Origin of the sequence: Kitasatospora sp. NBC_00039 (assembly GCF_045160625.1) — a bacterium.
GTDB lineage: Bacteria > Actinomycetota > Actinomycetes > Streptomycetales > Streptomycetaceae > Kitasatospora.
Window position 1 is genome coordinate 7,506,126 of sequence record NZ_CP108289.1, and the last position, 15,455, is coordinate 7,521,580.

The window sequence follows — 15,455 nt, forward strand, 5'->3', positions numbered from 1 at the left end:
GTGGACGCAACGACCCGAGGCCCGGGCAGCAGGGTGTGGGCCTACGTCGGGCGGGACCGGGGTCGGCTCACCCGGCTGGCCCTGGTCGCCCTGGCGATGGCCCTGGTGAGCGCGTCCGCGCCGGTGCTGATCGCGCAGGGCCCCGGCTACGGCCTGCGCTCGACCACCGGCGGGAACCTGCTCGCCGCCGGGGTGATCGCCGGCGGTGTGGCGGTCTGGGCGCTCAACCGGTGGCGGGCCTACCTGACCAAGTGCCTGGTGGCCGACGCCGTCCTGGAGCTGCGGCTCGACGCGCTGCGCTCGGCGCTCGGCCAGGACCTGGAGTACTACGACCGCAACGACCGGGCGGAGATCACCAGCCGGATCACCAACGACCTGGAGTCCTTCGGCGAGGCGACGTTCAACCTGCTGGAGCTGCTGCAGCAACTGCTGGTCGTGGTGCTGCTGGTGCCGCTGATGTTCTTCCTGGAATGGCGCCTCACGCTGGCGACCCTGTTCGGCGGTGTGCTGATCGCCTGGACCACCCGCAGGTTCGGCCGGGTCACCCGCGGACGGGCCGGCCGCGCGGCGGCGGCGACGGGGGAGCTGACCGCGGCCATCGCGGAGAGCACCTCGGCGCTGGCCACCGTCCGGGCCTTCGGCTGCGAGGAGCCGCTGATCTCGGCCGCGGCCGGGCTCAACTCCCGTCTGTTCGAGGCCAACCGGCGGTCCGACGGTTTCGCTGCGCTGCTCCAGCCGCTGCTCTCGGTGATCAGCGGGGCGATCATGGCGATGCTGGTGTTCGCCGGCGGCCTGATGGTCGAGGACGCGGTGCTCACCGTCTCCGCCTGGTACCTGTTCGTCCTGGCCACCGACCGGGTCGCCTGGCTGCTGGGCTCGACCGGCGCCCTGGACGGCCAGGCGCAGACGGCGCTCGCCGCCGCCGAGCGGGTCTTCGAACTGATCGACGCGCGGGTCCAGGACACCGCGGCCGCCGAGCCCCCAGCGCCGGCCAAGGGCGAGATCCGGGTGACCGACCTCAGCCTGACCTACTCCTCCGGCAACCAGGCGCTGCGCGGCCTCTCGCTGGAGGTGCCGGCCGGCTGCCACCTCGGGCTGGTCGGGCCCTCGGGCTCCGGCAAGTCGAGCCTGTTGAAGGTGCTGGCCCGGATGCAGTCCGCTACCGGAGGCACCGTCCACCTGGACGGCCGTCCGCTCGCCTCGATCCCGGAGGCCGAACTGCGCCGCGGGGTGGCCTACGTGCCGCAGCAGCCGCAGCTGTTCGACGGCACGCTCGCGGACAACCTCCGGCTGGCCGCCCCCGATGCGACCGACGAGGAGCTGACCCGGCTGGTCGCCGAAGCAGGACTGGCCGACTGGCTCGCCGCCCTTCCGCGGGGGCTCGACACCCCGGTCGGACCGCGCGGCGCGCAGCTCTCCCACGGCGAGCGCCAGATCGTCTGCCTGATAAGGGCATTGGCCAAGAAGCCGTTCCTCGTCCTGCTCGACGAGCCGACCGCCAACGTGGACGCGGCCACCGACGAGCACCTCCAGACCGCGTTGCGAACCCTGCTTGCCGGAGTCACCTGCGTCATGATCGCGCACCGCCTGAACACCGTCCGAAGCGTCGACCGGATCGCCGTCCTGCGCGAGGGACGGATCACCGAGAGCGGCACGCACGCCGAACTGCTCGCCGCCGCCGGGGAGTACGCGGCGCTGTACGAGGACTTCGCGTACGCCTCCGCCGACACCCGCACCGCACCGGTCGGCGGTGGCCCGTGCTGACCACCGAACAGGTCCGCTGGCTCGCCGCGCGACTGCGGGCCTCCCGGCTGCCGCTGCTGCTGGTCATGGCGGGCGGCGTCGTGACCGCGTTCCTCGCGGTGGTGGCCTCCTGGGCGACCGGCATGGCGCTCGACGAGGCGCTCAAGCGCGGTGTCGGTGCCGGGCCGCTGCTCGCCCTCGGCGGGACGCTGCTGGCCAGTCAGCTGATCCGCGCCCTGGTGCTCTACCTGCGTCAGCTGGCGAGCATCCGGCTGGGCACCGCGCTCGAGCGGGACCTGCGGTCCGAGCTCGTCACCGGCGTGCTCACCGACGCCCGCCCCGGCGACCGGAGTGTCCGGCTGTCGACGCTGATCAGCGACGTCCGCGCGGTCCGGTACATGATCACGCCGGGGGTCGACGTCGGCGTGGCGGCCTGCGCCTTCGTGGTCGTGGTGCTGGGCTCCGCCGTGATCTGGTCGCCGCAACTCGTGCTGGCGCCGGCGCTCTACGCGATCGGCTTCGCGTGGGTGTCGGTCCGGATGCTGCGCGGCATCAGCCGTGCCGCGCGGACCACCCGGGCCCAGTCGGCCGACATGACCGAGCGGGTCACCGAGGCGCTGCAGAACATCGAGGCGGTCCGCGACGCGGGCGGTCCGGACGCCGTCTGGGGCCGGCTGCGGGCCTCCGCCTCCGCCCACCGCGACGCCGTCGTCGGCCAGGGCCGCGAGGAGCGACGCACCCCGCTCTTCCTGCTGCTCGGCGTGGTGCAGGGGATCGGCTTCGCCCACGCCTTGCTGCTGGCCAGGGACGGCCGCCTCACCGTCGGCGACATGGTCGGCTACCACAGCCTTCTGCTGCTGCTGGGCGGCCCGACCTTCTCGGCCGGGGCGGCCTACCCGGCCCTCGCCAACGGACTCGCCGCCATCGCGCGGATCCACCAGCTGTTCACGGGCCTGCGGCCCGCGGACGGCGGGTCGTTCCGGCCGGACGCGGACGTGCCGCAGCTGGAGGCGGTGGACGCGGTCCCCGCCGAGGGACGGCAGCTGCCCCCGCGGATCGCGGTGACCCTCCCGCCGCGCTCGCTGGCGGTGGTCACCGGGCCCACCGGCTCCGGAAAGTCGACCCTGCTGCAGATGCTGGCCGGAGTCGAGGCCCCGGCCGCCGGCTCGGTGCGGATCGGCGGCGTGGACGCCACCGAGTGGCGCCGGGAAGACCTCGCGCGTCGAGTGGTCCTGGTCGCCGAGCACGACGCACTGTTCTCCATGAGCCTGGCCGAGAACATCGGCCTCGGACGGCTCGGCGCCGAGGGGGAGGAGATCCGCGCCGCGGCCGGGCAGGCCGGCGTCGCCGAGTTCGTCCCCGCGCTGCCCGACGGCTGGGACGCCCGGCTCGGCACCGGCGGGGCGGCGCTCTCCGGCGGGCAGCGCCAGCGCGTCGCGCTCTCCCGGGCCCTGCTCTCCAGAGCCGACGTACTGCTGCTCGACGACCCGTTCAGCGCGCTGGACGCCGGCGTGGCACGCCGGCTCGCGGCCGAACTGATCGAGGTCGCCCGGCACCGCACCGTCGTGGTCGTCTCGGACCGCGCGGACCTGCGCGCCCGGGCCAGCCACATCCTGCATCTCGACGATTCCCAACTGACCGTACACATCCCTGAGCTCCGAGGAACCTGACATGCCACACGCCATCTCGCAGATCGCCGAACTCTTCATCTGGCCGCACGCGGGCTGCAACCACCGCTGTATCTCCTGCGACATCTGGCAGGACAAGTCCCGCCGGGAGCTGTCCGCCGAGGACATCGAACGCTGGGCCGAGGACTGGGAGCGGCTCGGCGTCAAGGAGGTGATCCTGACCGGCGGTGAGCCGTTGATGCACCGCGACCTGTCGGCGGTCGCCAGGCCGCTGCGCGAGCGCGGCATCCCGCTGGTGCTGCTCTCCACCGGCCTGCTGCTCAAGAAGCATGCCAAGCAGGTCGTCGAGGACTACGAGGTGGTGCTGGTCAGCCTCGACGGTCCGCCCGAGGTGCACGACAGCGTCCGCCGGGTGCCTCGCGCCTTCGACCACCTGAAGGCCGGCCTGGACGCCCTGCGCGAGCTGCGGCCCGACATCCGCGTCGCCGCCCGCTGCACCGTGCACCGCCACAACTACCGGCACCTGGCCGAGACGGTGCGCGCCGCGCGGGAACTCGGCGTCAACCGGCTCAGCTTCATCCCCGCCGACGTCACCAGCGAGGCCTTCAACCGGGCCGGCGGCTGGGACGCCGACCGGCAGGGCGACCTGGTCGTCCCGGCTGACGAACTCTCGGAGCTCGAAGCCGAGTTGGAGCGGATGTTCACCGAGTGTGCCGACGAGTTCGACGGCGGGATCGTCAAGGAGACCCCGGACTACGTCCGCACCTACATCCTCCAGTACTACGAGGGCTTCCACCGCCGCGCCGAGTACCCGGCCGTCACCTGCAACCTGCCCTGGGCCTCCGCCGTCATCGAGGTGGACGGCACCGTGCGGCCGTGCTTCTTCCAGGAGGCCTACGGCAACCTGCACGAGACCGGCAGTCTGGACGCGGTGATCAACTCCCCGCAGGCCGTGCGCTGGCGCTCCGAACTGGACGTCGCCAACGACCCGACCTGCCGCCGCTGCGTCTGCTTCAACACCCTTGAGGTGCCGGAGGGGGTCGGCCCGCAGTGAGCATCGTCACCGACCGGCCCACCGCCACCGCCCGCACCACCGTGGACCTGCACCTGCACAGCACGGTGTCGGACGGCGACGACACCCCGGCCGCCCTCGCGCGCGCCTGTGTCGCGGCCGGGCTGAAGGCGGTCGCGATCACCGACCACGACAGCATGGCCGGCTACGAGGAGTTCCGCGCCGTCGCGGAGCCCGCCGGGCTGACCGTCGTCCCGGGCGCCGAGATCACGGCCCACTGGGAAGGCCAGGAGATCCACTGCCTCGGCTACTTCGTCAACCCGGCAGACCAGGCCTTCCAGGCCCGCCTCGCCGGGGTGCGCGGGGCCGAAGTCGCCTGGTGGCGCACCTGGTTCGAGCAGGCCGGCGCTCTCGGCGTGGACATCGACTGGTCGGTGGCGGCTGAGCGGTTCGGCGCGGACCGAGTCGCCTTCCTCGGCGACTACCTCGACCTCTTCCTCGCCGCGGCCGACCCCGACCCTCGCTTCGCGAGCTACGAACAGGGAGGCCACCACCGCGAGTTCATCACCGACTGGTGCAAGGCCGGGAAGCCGCTGCACGTCCCCGCGCCCCGGCGACCGCCACTGGCCGAGGTGGTCGGCTGGATCCGGGAGGCCGGCGGCGCCGCCGTGCTCGCCCACCCCGGACGGATCACCGACGACCCGCAGCAGGCGCTCGCCGAGCTGCCCGGACTCGGCGTGACCGGCCTGGAGGCCTGGACCACCTGGCACGACCCGGCGGACACCCGGCGCGTGGTGGCGGCCTGCGAGGCCCTGGGCCTGGTGCCCACCCAGGGCTCCGACTTCCACGGCGGCCGGCTCAAGCCCTGGTCGCCCGCGCCCGGACTCGTCCCGGAGGCCGCACCCGACCCGCTCGCCCTGCTGGACCGCCTCCACCGGGCCAGCGCCTGAACCGGCCCGTCCCGCCCTATGGGCGGCCCGGCCGCCCAGACACCGTGAACCACCCCAGGAACCAAGGGAGAAGCCCCAGATGAGCACACGGCCGCACCATGGCCGGTCCGCCGACAGTTGGCGGCTGCTGCCCGCGTTCGCGCTCCGCCAGTCCGGCTTCGGCTTCGAACTGCTGGAGCCGTACGCGGAGCCGGACGCCGTCGCCGAGGCCGGGCGGATGGCGGACACCCGCAGGGAGCTCGACCGGCTGATACCCGCACTCAAGGAGCGGATCCGCCAGGCCCGCCCGGCGGACAGCGGCGGCTGCTCCTCGGCCGTCGCCACCAAGCGCCCGCTCTCCGCCCAACAGCTCGCCCTGCTGGAGGAGTTGCTCGCACCGGAGGACCTGCGCACCCTGCACGCCTACCAGCGGGCCGCCACCGGGCTGGCCGACAGCTGGCTGAAGTGGGAGCAGGCCTACGAGGAGCGCCTGAAGGCCGCCAAGTCGACGCTGCGCGAGGCCTTCCGTACCGACCCGCTGCTGCGTGATGCGCTGCTGCTCTCCAACGAGGCCGGCTACCAGCTGTTCGCCGAGTGGCTGGACGGTCCCGAGGGAGTCGCCGGGCCGCGCGGCAGGAAGATGACGGACCTGCTGATCCGCTACCTCCAGCGGGTCACCACCAAGAACGAGACCGCCTCCCACTTCGGCCCGCTCAGCGTCGGCCGGTTCGACCGCGACCTGCACGGCGTCGACTGGGCGCAGGCGCCGCTGCGCCGGCGGGTCTTCCTGGCGGCCTGGGCGGCCGAGAAGCTGGCCGGCGCGCTGAGCCGCGACCCCGCCCTGGCCGGCCAGGTGCGCCCGCGCCGCCGCCCCTGGGCCTTCGAGCGCGAAGGCGCCGTCACCCTCTATGAGTTCACCACCGAGGACGGCTTCTCCGCGGACTGGCAGTTCCGCGACCGCCCGGCGGTGGCCCTCTCCGCCGAGGAACTCGCCGTCTTCCGGCGCTGCGACGGCAGCACCACGCTGGCCCGGCTGCGCGAGGAGCTCGGCGCCGGAGTCGACGCCGCGCTCACCTCGCTGGTCGAACGGGAGCTCGTGGTCGCCCGCTTCGAGGTGCCGGTCGGCGTCACCGAGCCGCTGGAGGCGTTGCGCGAGCAGGTCGGCGAGGCCGCCGCCGTCGAACGGATGGCCGCCGACCTCGCCGCGATCCCCGTCGCCGAGCCGACCGACCGCCCCGCGGCGATCGAGCGGCTCAAGTCCACCTTCGTCGAGACCACCGGCAGCGCCGCCAACCGCGGCACCGGCCTGCACTACGCGGACCGCAGCGTCTTCTACGAGGAGTGCCACGGCCCGGTCGGGGACGTGCGGCTCGGCGCCGACCTCGCGGAGCTGATCGAGGACGAGCTCGCACCCGTCTACGCCCTGGCCCTGGCCGTGCCCCGGCTGCGGATCCTGCGCGAGGGCGAGGTGCTCAGCCGCTGGGCCGCGCAGCGCTTCGGCAGCGACACCGCCGTCCCGCTGGACCGGTTCTACGCCGCCTACTTCGAGGACCGCCCGGCCCTGCTCCGCGAGTGCGACCGGATCGACGCCGAACTGGACGGACTCGACGCCGAGTTGACCGACCTTCTGCTCGGCGACGCCGACCCGGCGATCGCCGAGATCGAGGTCGCCCCCGAGCGGCTGCGTGCCTTCCTGGCTCGCTGCCCCGACGGTCCGCCCGCCCTGCTCAACCCCGATGTGATGCTCGCCGCCGAGAACACCGAAGCGCTCGCCCGGGGCGAGTACCTCGCCATCGTCGGTGACTGCCACGGCACCCGGGAGCTGCTCAGCCACTCCTCCTTCGCGCCGCTGATGGCCGAGGAGTACGCCGGCTTCACCGAGGACGTCACCGCCGCCTACCGCGAACTGGTCGACGAGGACGAGGTGCTGTGCGACCTCGCCCGCGTCCACCCCGACAAGACGGCCTCCCGGGCGCCGCTCGACATGGTCGACGTCGAGGTGTTCGGCCGCTCCAGCCGCCCGCGCGAGCAGGTCGTCCAGCCCTCCGCGATGTACCTCAAGGTCAGCGGCGGACGGCTGGGCCTGTACGCGGAGGGCGTGACCGGCCGGCTGCGGCTGCTCGCCCCGCCGTCGGGCGGTCCCAGCATCAGGCTCGACCCGCTCGCCCCGTTCGCCTTCGCGCGGCGGCTCGGCGGTCTGCTACTCCAGGCCGACCACCACGCCCACATGCCGCGGATCCGCACCGGCCGGACCGTCCTCCAGCGCCGGCTGTGGCGGATCCCGGTCGCCGAGCTGGCCGGCCTCGGCGCCGACGGCTCCCGCCGCAAGGGCAACGCGGCCGAGTTCTTCGCCGCCTGCGAGCTGCGCGCCCGGCACGGGCTGCCGCGGCACGCGTTCGTCAAGTTCGACTCCGAACCCAAGCCGCTGTACGTGGACTTCGAGGCGCCGCTGCTCGTCCGGCAGATGTTCCGCCTCGCCCACGGCGACACCGGCCTGGCCACCTTCAGCGAGATGCTGCCCGGCCCGGACCAGCTGTGGCTGCGTCGCAACGGTCTGAGCTACACCAGCGAGCTGCGCTGCTCCGTCTTCACCACCGTTCCCGAGCCGACCGTTCCCGAGCCGATCAGGGAGAGCTGACATGACCTTCGACCACCGCGTCGCCGACCTCGGCCTGGCCGAGGAGGGCCGGATCGCCATCCGGCTCGCGGAGAACGAGATGCCCGGCCTGATGGCCGTCCGCCGGGAGTACGGCCCGAGCAAGCCGCTCGCGGGCGTCCGGATAGCCGGCTCGCTCGGCATGACCGTCGAGACCGCCGTCCTGATCGAGACCCTCATCGAGCTCGGCGCGGACGTCCGCTGGGCGACCTGCAACGTGCTGTCGACCATGGACCACGCGGCCGCCGCCATCGTGGCCGGCCCGGCGGGCAGCGCCGACGACCCGCAGGGCATCCCGGTCTTCGCCTGGATGGACATGACCCTCGACGAGTACTGGTGGGCCCACTCCCGGGCCCTCCAGTGGCCCGACGGCAGCGGCCCCGACCTCATCCAGGACGACGGCGGCGACGCCACCCGGCTGCTGCACGAGTCGGTGAAGCACGAGAAGAACGGAACCGCGCCCGACCCGGCCACCGCCCACGACGCCGAGCGCGCCGCGCTGCTGCGGTTCATCGCCGCCTCGATGGCCGAGGACGGCGGCCGCTGGACCGGCATCGCGGCGAGTGTGCGCGGCGTCGCCGAGGAGACCACCACCGGCGTGCGCGCGCTGCGGCGCCTCGCCGACTCCGGGGAGCTGATGTTCCCCGGCATCAACGTCAACGACGCGGTGACCAAGTCCAAGCTGGACAACATCTACGGCTGCCGGCACTCCCTCATCGACGGTCTGAACCGGGCCACCGACCGGCTGATCAGCGGCCGGGTCGGCGTCGTCGTCGGCTACGGCGACGTCGGCAAGGGCTGCGCCTCGGCGCTGTCCGGGATCGGCGCCCGGGTGATCGTGGTGGAGGTCGACCCGATCTGTGCACTACAGGCCGCCCTCGACGGCTACCAGGTGACCACCCTGGAGGAGGCCGCGCCGATCGGCGACATCTTCATCACGGCCGCCGCCAACCGCGAGGTGATCCGCCCCGAGCACATGGCCCGGATGAAGCACCTCGCCATCCTCGGCAACATGGGCCACAGCGACGTCGAGGTCGACGTGGCCGGGCTGGCCCAGGTCCCCGGCGTGCGCAAGCGGGAGCTGAAGGCCCAGGTCGACGAGTGGATCTGGCCCGACGGCCGTTCCCTGCTCGTCCTCTCCGACGGCCGCGACCTCAACTTCGGCAACGCCACCGGCCATCCGGCCTTCGTCATGTCGGCCTCGTTCACCAACCAGGCGCTCGCCCTGCTGGAACTCGCCGGGAACCGCGGCGAGTACCCGATCGGTGTGCACCTGTTGCCCCGGGCCGTGGACGAGCAGGTGGCCCGGCTTCACCTCGACGCGCTGGGCGTCAAGCTCGCTGTCCTGACGCCACGTCAGGCCGAGTACGCGGGCGTGCCGGTGGAGGGCCCGTACAAGCGCGACGACTACCGGTACTGAACCCGGACCGGGCCACCGAATCCTACGGACCGTCAGGACGCAACCTTGCACATCCAACTCCTCGACCACCACGGCGACGGGGCGGTGCCCCGGGTGGCAGCCGCGCTCGCCGCGGCCGGGCACGACGCGGGGGCCGCCTCGGGGCCGGACCTCGTGGTCCTGCTCACCGGCGAGCCCGCCCCGACCGAGGGCATGGCCCGCGCGGCGGCCGCCGCGCGGGTGGCGCACCCGGGGGTGCCGCTGCTCGTGGCCGGACGAGCCGCCGGCCTCGACCCGCAGGCGGTCCGGCAGGCGGTGGGCGCCGACGGCGCTCTCCCCGGTAACCCGGTGGCGTCGATCCCCTGGCTGGCCGACGCGTACGCGGCCGACCCCGAGGTACTGGCGGCGGACGAACTCGGCCGGATCCGGCCGCTGTTCGGCCGCTGGGACGCCACCGCACAGCGCGACGCGGAGCGCGAGCACGCGGCAGTCGAGGAGATCGCCGCCGAGGCGGCGCACCGGCTCGGGCTCTCCGGACCCCAACCGGTGGGCGAGGGTCTGGAGTTCGTCGTCTTCCGGGCGCAGAGCAGAGAGGCGGGCGAGGTCGCCCTGCGGGTGCCGCGCCTGCCGGTGAGCCACTACACCGGCCGGCCGCCCTACACCACCCGGCAGGCGCTGGAGCAGGAGCGGATCATCGCGGCCCACCTGCACGCCCGGGGGCTGCCGGTGGCCGAGCCGCTGGCCGTCGTGCCGACCGCGACGGCCCCCGTGCTGGCCTCCCGCTTCCTGCCCGGAGCGGGCACGGTGCCGGCCTCTGACCGGATCGGCGCACTGCTGGCCCGGTTGCACCAGGAGACCCCGCCGCCCGGCATCCGCCCGCTCGACCACGACGGCTGGCCGATCGACGTGAACATCGCCCGCCGGGTCACCGCCCGCTGGACCTGGCTGGCCGAGCGCGTCGCCGACCTGCCCGAACTTCCGCCCCTGGAACGGATGCTGGAGCTGCTTGAGCCGATCGCAGAGCAGTCCCGGCTGCTCCACCTCGATGTCCGCGGCAGCAACATGGCGGCCGTGGGCGACGAGGTCGGCGGACTCTTCGACTGGGGCTGCGCGATGATCGGCCACCCGGCCCTGGAGCTCGCCCGGGTGGCCGAGAACGCCGAACTGCCCGAGAACGGGCTGGACATCGAGGCTCTGCTGGCCGGCTACCGCAAGGTCGCCCCGCTCCCCGAGGTGGACAGTGCGGTGGAGGCCGTGCTCCGGCTGGACGGCGTGACGATGCTCTGCGTCGTCTTCGGCACCGGCGATGTCGACCATGAACGCCTGGCGATGCTCGTGGAGCGGGCCAGGACTCTCGCAAAGGACGTGAAGTGAGCCAGGATGCCCCCGCGCCGCTCAGCGGCCGCGTCAACGCCGGACCCAGTGCGATGTGGCACGAGGAGGTGCTCGGCCCGCACTTCCAGTACGAGTTGGCCAACCTGCTGCCCTGGTACCGGGCGATCGAGAAGGTGCTGGCCGTCGAGTACCAGCGGCTCGGCGTGCTCACCGCGGCCGAGTCCAGCCGGCTGGGCCGGGCCCTGGAGACCGTCACCGCCGACCGGCTGGTGGCGGACCCGGCGGCCAACATGTCGGACATCAGCTTCGCGCTGGAGCGGCACGTCGAGCAGGAGCTGGCCGAGTCCGTCCCGGCCTGGCACGTCGACCGCAGCCGCAACGACCTCCAGGCCTGCGCCCAACTGATGTTCGGGCGGCAGGAACTGGCCGTCACCGCCGACCGGCTGCTGGCCTTCGGCCGGGCCGTCCACCGGCTGGCCGGGTCCACCCGCGAGCTGCCGATGCCCGGCTACACGCACTTCCAGGCCGCGCAGATCATCACCCCCGGCTACTACCTCGCCGCCGTCTCGGAGCAGGTGCTGCACACCCTGCGGCGGCTGCTCGCGACCTACGACGGCCTCGACGCCTGCCCGCTCGGGGCGGGGGCGATGGCCGGCCAGGAACTCGCCTGGGACCGCGACCGGATGGCCCGGCTGCTGGGCTTCCGGCAGGCCCAGCCCGTCGCACTCACCGCCGTCGCCTCCCGCGGCTGGGTCGCCGAGGTGACGGCCGAGCTAGGGCTGCTGGGCGTCGCGCTCAGCCGCTTCACCACCGACCTGCTCACCTGGGGCAGCAGCGACCTCGGCTTCATCGATCTGCCCGACGAGCTCTGCGGCATCTCCTCCGCGATGCCGCAGAAGAAGAACTTCCCGGTGCTGGAGCGGATCCGGGGCCGCACGGCGCACCTGACCAGCTACCACCTCGACGCGGTGCTCGGCCAGCGCAACACCCCGTACACCAACCTGGTCGAGGTCGGCAAGGAGGCCGGAGCCAACCTGGCCACCGCCTTCGGGACGCTGCGCAGCGTGCTGCGGCTGTTCACCGAGGTCGTCGAGCGGCTGGGCTTCCGGGCCGACCGGATGCGGGCCGCCTGCGAGCGCGAGTACCTGGGCGGCTTCAGCCTCGCCAACGCGCTGACCGTCGACGAGAGCGTGCCCTGGCGCCGGGCGCAGGTGGTGGCCGGGGCGTACATCGTCGCCGCGATGGCGGCGGGCCTGCCGCCGGCCCGGCCCGACGCGGATCTGCTGCGGAAGGTCGCGGCCGAGCACGGCTTCACCCTCGCCGATCCGGCCAAGGTGCTCACAGCGATCCAGGACGTCGACGCGGGGCTGCGCCGCCTGGCGTCCAGCGGCTCCGCGCACCCGGACGCGACGCTGGCCGTGCTCGACGCCCAGCGGGGCGAGTACCTGCGTCTGGAGGAGGAGTTGGCGAGCAGGGCGGACCGAGTGGCGGCCGGTCTGCGGGAGACGGACGGCCTGCTGGGGATCGGCCGATGAGCCGGGTGCTGCCGGGCGACTCCCTTCTCCACCCGGCCCGCCCGGGCGGGCCCGTGGGGACGGGCGCGGCCTTCGGCACCTTCGGCGAACTGCTGCAGGGCGTGCTGCCGGACGGCAGCGCCTTCCTGGTCACCCTGCCCATCGACAGCTGGAGCCGGGCAAGATTCGAGCGCCGCGAGGACCTCGGCGAGATCCTGGTCCGGCCCGACGGCAAGGACAAGGCCCGGGCGGTGGCCCGCCTGGTGCTCGACGCCGTCGGCCACCGCGGCGGAGGAGTCCTGGAGTTGGCGAGCGAGCTGGCCGAGGGCAAGGGCCTGGCCAGCTCCTCCGCCGACCTGGTGGCCACCGTCCGGGCGGTGGCCGAGGCGGCCGGCGTCGGCTTCGGCCCCGCCGAGATCGAGGAGTTTCTGCGCGGGATAGAGCCCTCCGACGGGGTGATGTACGACGAGGTCGTGGCCTTCCACCACCGGGAGGTGCGGCTGCGCCAACGCCTCGGCCGGCTGCCCGCGTTTGCGATCGTGGCGCACGACGAGGGCGGCCAGGTGGACACGGTGAGCCACAATCGGATCCCGCTCCGGCACGGCCCGGCCGAACGGGCGGAGTACGCCAGGCTGCTGGAGCAACTGGGGGAGGCCGTCGCGGGCGGTGACCTGGCGACCGTCGGGCGGGTCTCCACCCGCAGCGCGGAGCTGAACTCCGCGGTGCGGGCCCGGCAGGACCTCGCCCCGATGCGCCTCGCCTGCCAGGAGACCGACGGGGTCGGCCTGGTGCTCGCACACAGCGGCACCATGCTCGGCGTCGCCTTCGACGCCGATGACCCCGAACTGGCCCGGAAGACCGAGTACATACGCGCGGTGTGCGCACCACTGCCCGGCACGACGGCGGTCTTCCGCTCGCTCGGCCGCGGCGGCGTGTGGTCCACCGGCACCGATGGGAGGGAAGAGCCGTGATCTACGACAGCATGCACGAGGTGATCGGGCGCACTCCGCTCGTCCGCCTGCGGATGGACGCTCCGCCCGGCGTCGAGGTGTTCGCCAAGCTGGAGTTGGCCAATCCGTTCGCGATGAAGGACCGGGTGGCACGGCACACCATCCTGAGCGCCCGCCGCCGCGGCGTGCTCCGCCCCGGAGCGCCGATCGTGGAGAGCTCCTCCGGCACCATGGCCCTCGGGGTCGCCCTGGTCGGCCGCTCCCTGGACCACGAGGTGCACATCGTCACCGATCCGAGGATCGACTCGGTGACCCTCGCCAAACTGCGCGCGCTGGGCTGCTCCCTGCACATCGTCACCGAGATGTCCGAGCAGGGCTGGCAGGGTGCCCGGCTGGAGCGGCTGGACCAGCTGATGCGCGAACTCCCCGGCGCCTTCTGGCCGCAGCAGTACAGCAACCCCGACAACCCGGGCGCCTACCGGCAATTGGCCGAGGAACTCCGCGAGGACCTGGGCCGGGTCGACGTGCTGGTCGGCGCCGTCGGCTCCGGCGGCTCGCTGTGCGGCTCGGCCCGCGCCCTGCGGCGCGGCCAGCCGGACCTATGGGTGGTGGGTGTGGACTGCGTGGGCAGTGTGTTGTTCGACCAGCCGGACGAGCCGAAGCGGCTGCAGAGCGGGCTTGGCAACAGCCTGCACCCCAAGAATCTCGACCGGCGGGTGGTCGACGAGGTGCACTGGCTGAACGACCGGGAGGCCTTCGAGGCGGCCGCCGCACTCGCCGTGGAGCAGCAGATATTCGCCGGCAACACGGCCGGATCGGTGTACCGGGTGCTCGGTGACGTGGCCGCCCGGGCGCAGCCGGGAGCCCGGATCGTCGGGATCTTCCCCGACCGTGGCGACCGCTACGCCGAGACGGTGCACAGCCCGGAGTACTGGGCCGCGAAGAGGCTGGGCGAGCTGGAGGCGGCGGCCGCGCCGACTGCGGTGGACTACGGGACCCCGGTGCGGTCGTGGTCCCGGGCGATGGCCAAGAGCGCCGTCGACGGCGACCGCTACCTGCTGTTCGTCGAGTCCAACACCACCGGCACCGGGATGATGGCGCTGCGCTCCGCCGCAGAGCTCGACCTGCGTCCGGTGCTGCTGACCGGTGCTCCCGAGCGCTACGCGGGCCTGGAGGAGACCGGCTGCGAGATCCTGCGCTGCGACACCAACGTGCTCGACGCGCTGCAGGACGCGATCCAGGGGCGGTTCGCCCGCGAGGAGATCGCCGGTGTCACCACGACCAGCGACTTCTACGTCCCGGCCGTCGCGGAGATCGCCGACTGGCTCGGGCTGCCCGGCAACCCGGCACGGGCGGTCACGGCCTGCCGCAACAAGGCGCTGCTGCGCGAGGCGCTGGACCGGGCGGGTGTGCGCCAGCCCCGGTACGCGATCGTCCGGGACGCGGCCGAGGCGGACGATGCCGTGGCGGCCGTGGGGCTGCCCTGCGTGGTGAAGCCGGCCGACGACTCGGCCTCCAACAACGTACTGCTGTGCACCTCGGCGGAGCAGGTGCGGGCGCACGCGGAGCTGATCCTGGCGATCCACACCAACGTCCGCGGGATGCCGACGGCCCGGACGGTGCTGGTCGAGGAGTTCGTGGACGCCCCCGAGTTCAGCGTGGAGATGTTCAGCAGCGGTGGACGGGCCTCGTGCGTGGGCATCACCGCCAAGCAGGTCGGCGGCTCGCCGTACTTCGTGGAGCACCGCCACCTCTTCCCCGCCGCGCTGCCCGAGGCCTCGGCCGGGGCGCTCACGGCGGCCGTGGCCGCCGCGCTGGCCGCCTGCGGCATCGAGGAGGGCCCGACCCACACCGAGGTGCGGCTGACGGCCGAGGGGCCGGCGATCATCGAGATCAACCCGCGGCTCGCCGGCGGCATGATCCCCGAGCTGGTCCGGCTGGCCACCGGCGTCGACCTGCTGGAGCAGCAGCTGCGGGCCGCGGTCGGCCTGCGGCCGCAGCTTGAGCCGAGCCGGGAGGGGTATGCGGGGATCCAGTTCCTGCTGGCCGGCCGGGAGGGTGTGCTGACGGCCGTGCAGGGTGAGGCGGAGGCGGCGCTCGTCCCCGGGGTGACGCAGGTGCGGGTGACCGGACGGGTGGGCGACACCGTCCGTCCGGCGCGCAGCGCCTACGACCGCCTCGGGCATGTGATCGTGCGCGCCGACGAGTCCGCGGCCGTGGGTCCCGTGCTGGACGCCGCCACGGCGGCGGTGCGGCTGGTGGTCTGACCGCCGCAAAGCGGCGCCGACC

The 15,455-nt window shown here is 73.5% G+C and carries 10 protein-coding genes; all 10 read left to right on the top strand.

Annotation, left to right across the window (positions count from 1 at the left end; genetic code table 11):
* The 10 genes from OG286_RS33400 to OG286_RS33445 all read left to right on the top strand — a co-directional run bounded on the left by OG286_RS33400 (position 1) and on the right by OG286_RS33445 (position 15,433).
* Entirely contained in the window at positions 1-1,764 is a 1,764-nt protein-coding gene (locus OG286_RS33400) for an ABC transporter ATP-binding protein (protein WP_405358960.1), read from the top strand.
* Positions 1,758-3,413 carry an ATP-binding cassette domain-containing protein gene (locus OG286_RS33405; protein ID WP_405358958.1) on the top strand — a complete coding sequence of 552 codons (1,656 nt, stop codon included), beginning with the start codon at positions 1,758-1,760 and terminating at the stop codon, positions 3,411-3,413. Before OG286_RS33400 ends, OG286_RS33405 begins: the two co-directional genes overlap by 7 nt.
* Before the next feature lies 1 nt (position 3,414).
* Complete coding sequence (locus tag OG286_RS33410) at positions 3,415-4,425, top strand: radical SAM protein (protein WP_396321043.1); 1,011 nt, start codon at positions 3,415-3,417, stop codon at positions 4,423-4,425.
* A complete protein-coding gene (locus OG286_RS33415) occupies positions 4,422-5,333 on the top strand; it encodes a PHP domain-containing protein (RefSeq protein ID WP_396321044.1) in 912 nt (303 codons plus the stop codon). Before OG286_RS33410 ends, OG286_RS33415 begins: the two co-directional genes overlap by 4 nt.
* A gap of 79 nt (positions 5,334-5,412) precedes the next feature.
* Entirely contained in the window at positions 5,413-7,950 is a 2,538-nt protein-coding gene (locus tag OG286_RS33420; protein WP_396321045.1) for a lantibiotic dehydratase, read from the top strand.
* Position 7,951: 1 nt separating this feature from the next.
* Complete coding sequence (gene ahcY / locus OG286_RS33425; protein ID WP_396321046.1) at positions 7,952-9,388, top strand: adenosylhomocysteinase; 1,437 nt, start codon at positions 7,952-7,954, stop codon at positions 9,386-9,388.
* 45 nt (positions 9,389-9,433) lie between these two features.
* Positions 9,434-10,741, top strand: a complete 1,308-nt coding sequence (locus OG286_RS33430; RefSeq protein ID WP_405358955.1) for a phosphotransferase enzyme family protein — start codon at positions 9,434-9,436, stop codon at positions 10,739-10,741.
* The gene (locus OG286_RS33435; protein WP_396321048.1) at positions 10,738-12,237 is read left to right on the top strand and encodes an argininosuccinate lyase; all 1,500 of its coding nucleotides are present in this window, start codon (positions 10,738-10,740) and stop codon (positions 12,235-12,237) included. The genes OG286_RS33430 and OG286_RS33435 overlap by 4 nt, the downstream gene beginning before the upstream one ends.
* The gene (locus OG286_RS33440; protein WP_396321049.1) at positions 12,234-13,187 is read left to right on the top strand and encodes a kinase; all 954 of its coding nucleotides are present in this window, start codon (positions 12,234-12,236) and stop codon (positions 13,185-13,187) included. The genes OG286_RS33435 and OG286_RS33440 overlap by 4 nt, the downstream gene beginning before the upstream one ends.
* Entirely contained in the window at positions 13,184-15,433 is a 2,250-nt protein-coding gene (locus OG286_RS33445; protein ID WP_405358952.1) for a pyridoxal-phosphate dependent enzyme, read from the top strand. Before OG286_RS33440 ends, OG286_RS33445 begins: the two co-directional genes overlap by 4 nt.
* The last annotated feature ends 22 nt before the right edge of the window (positions 15,434-15,455 follow it).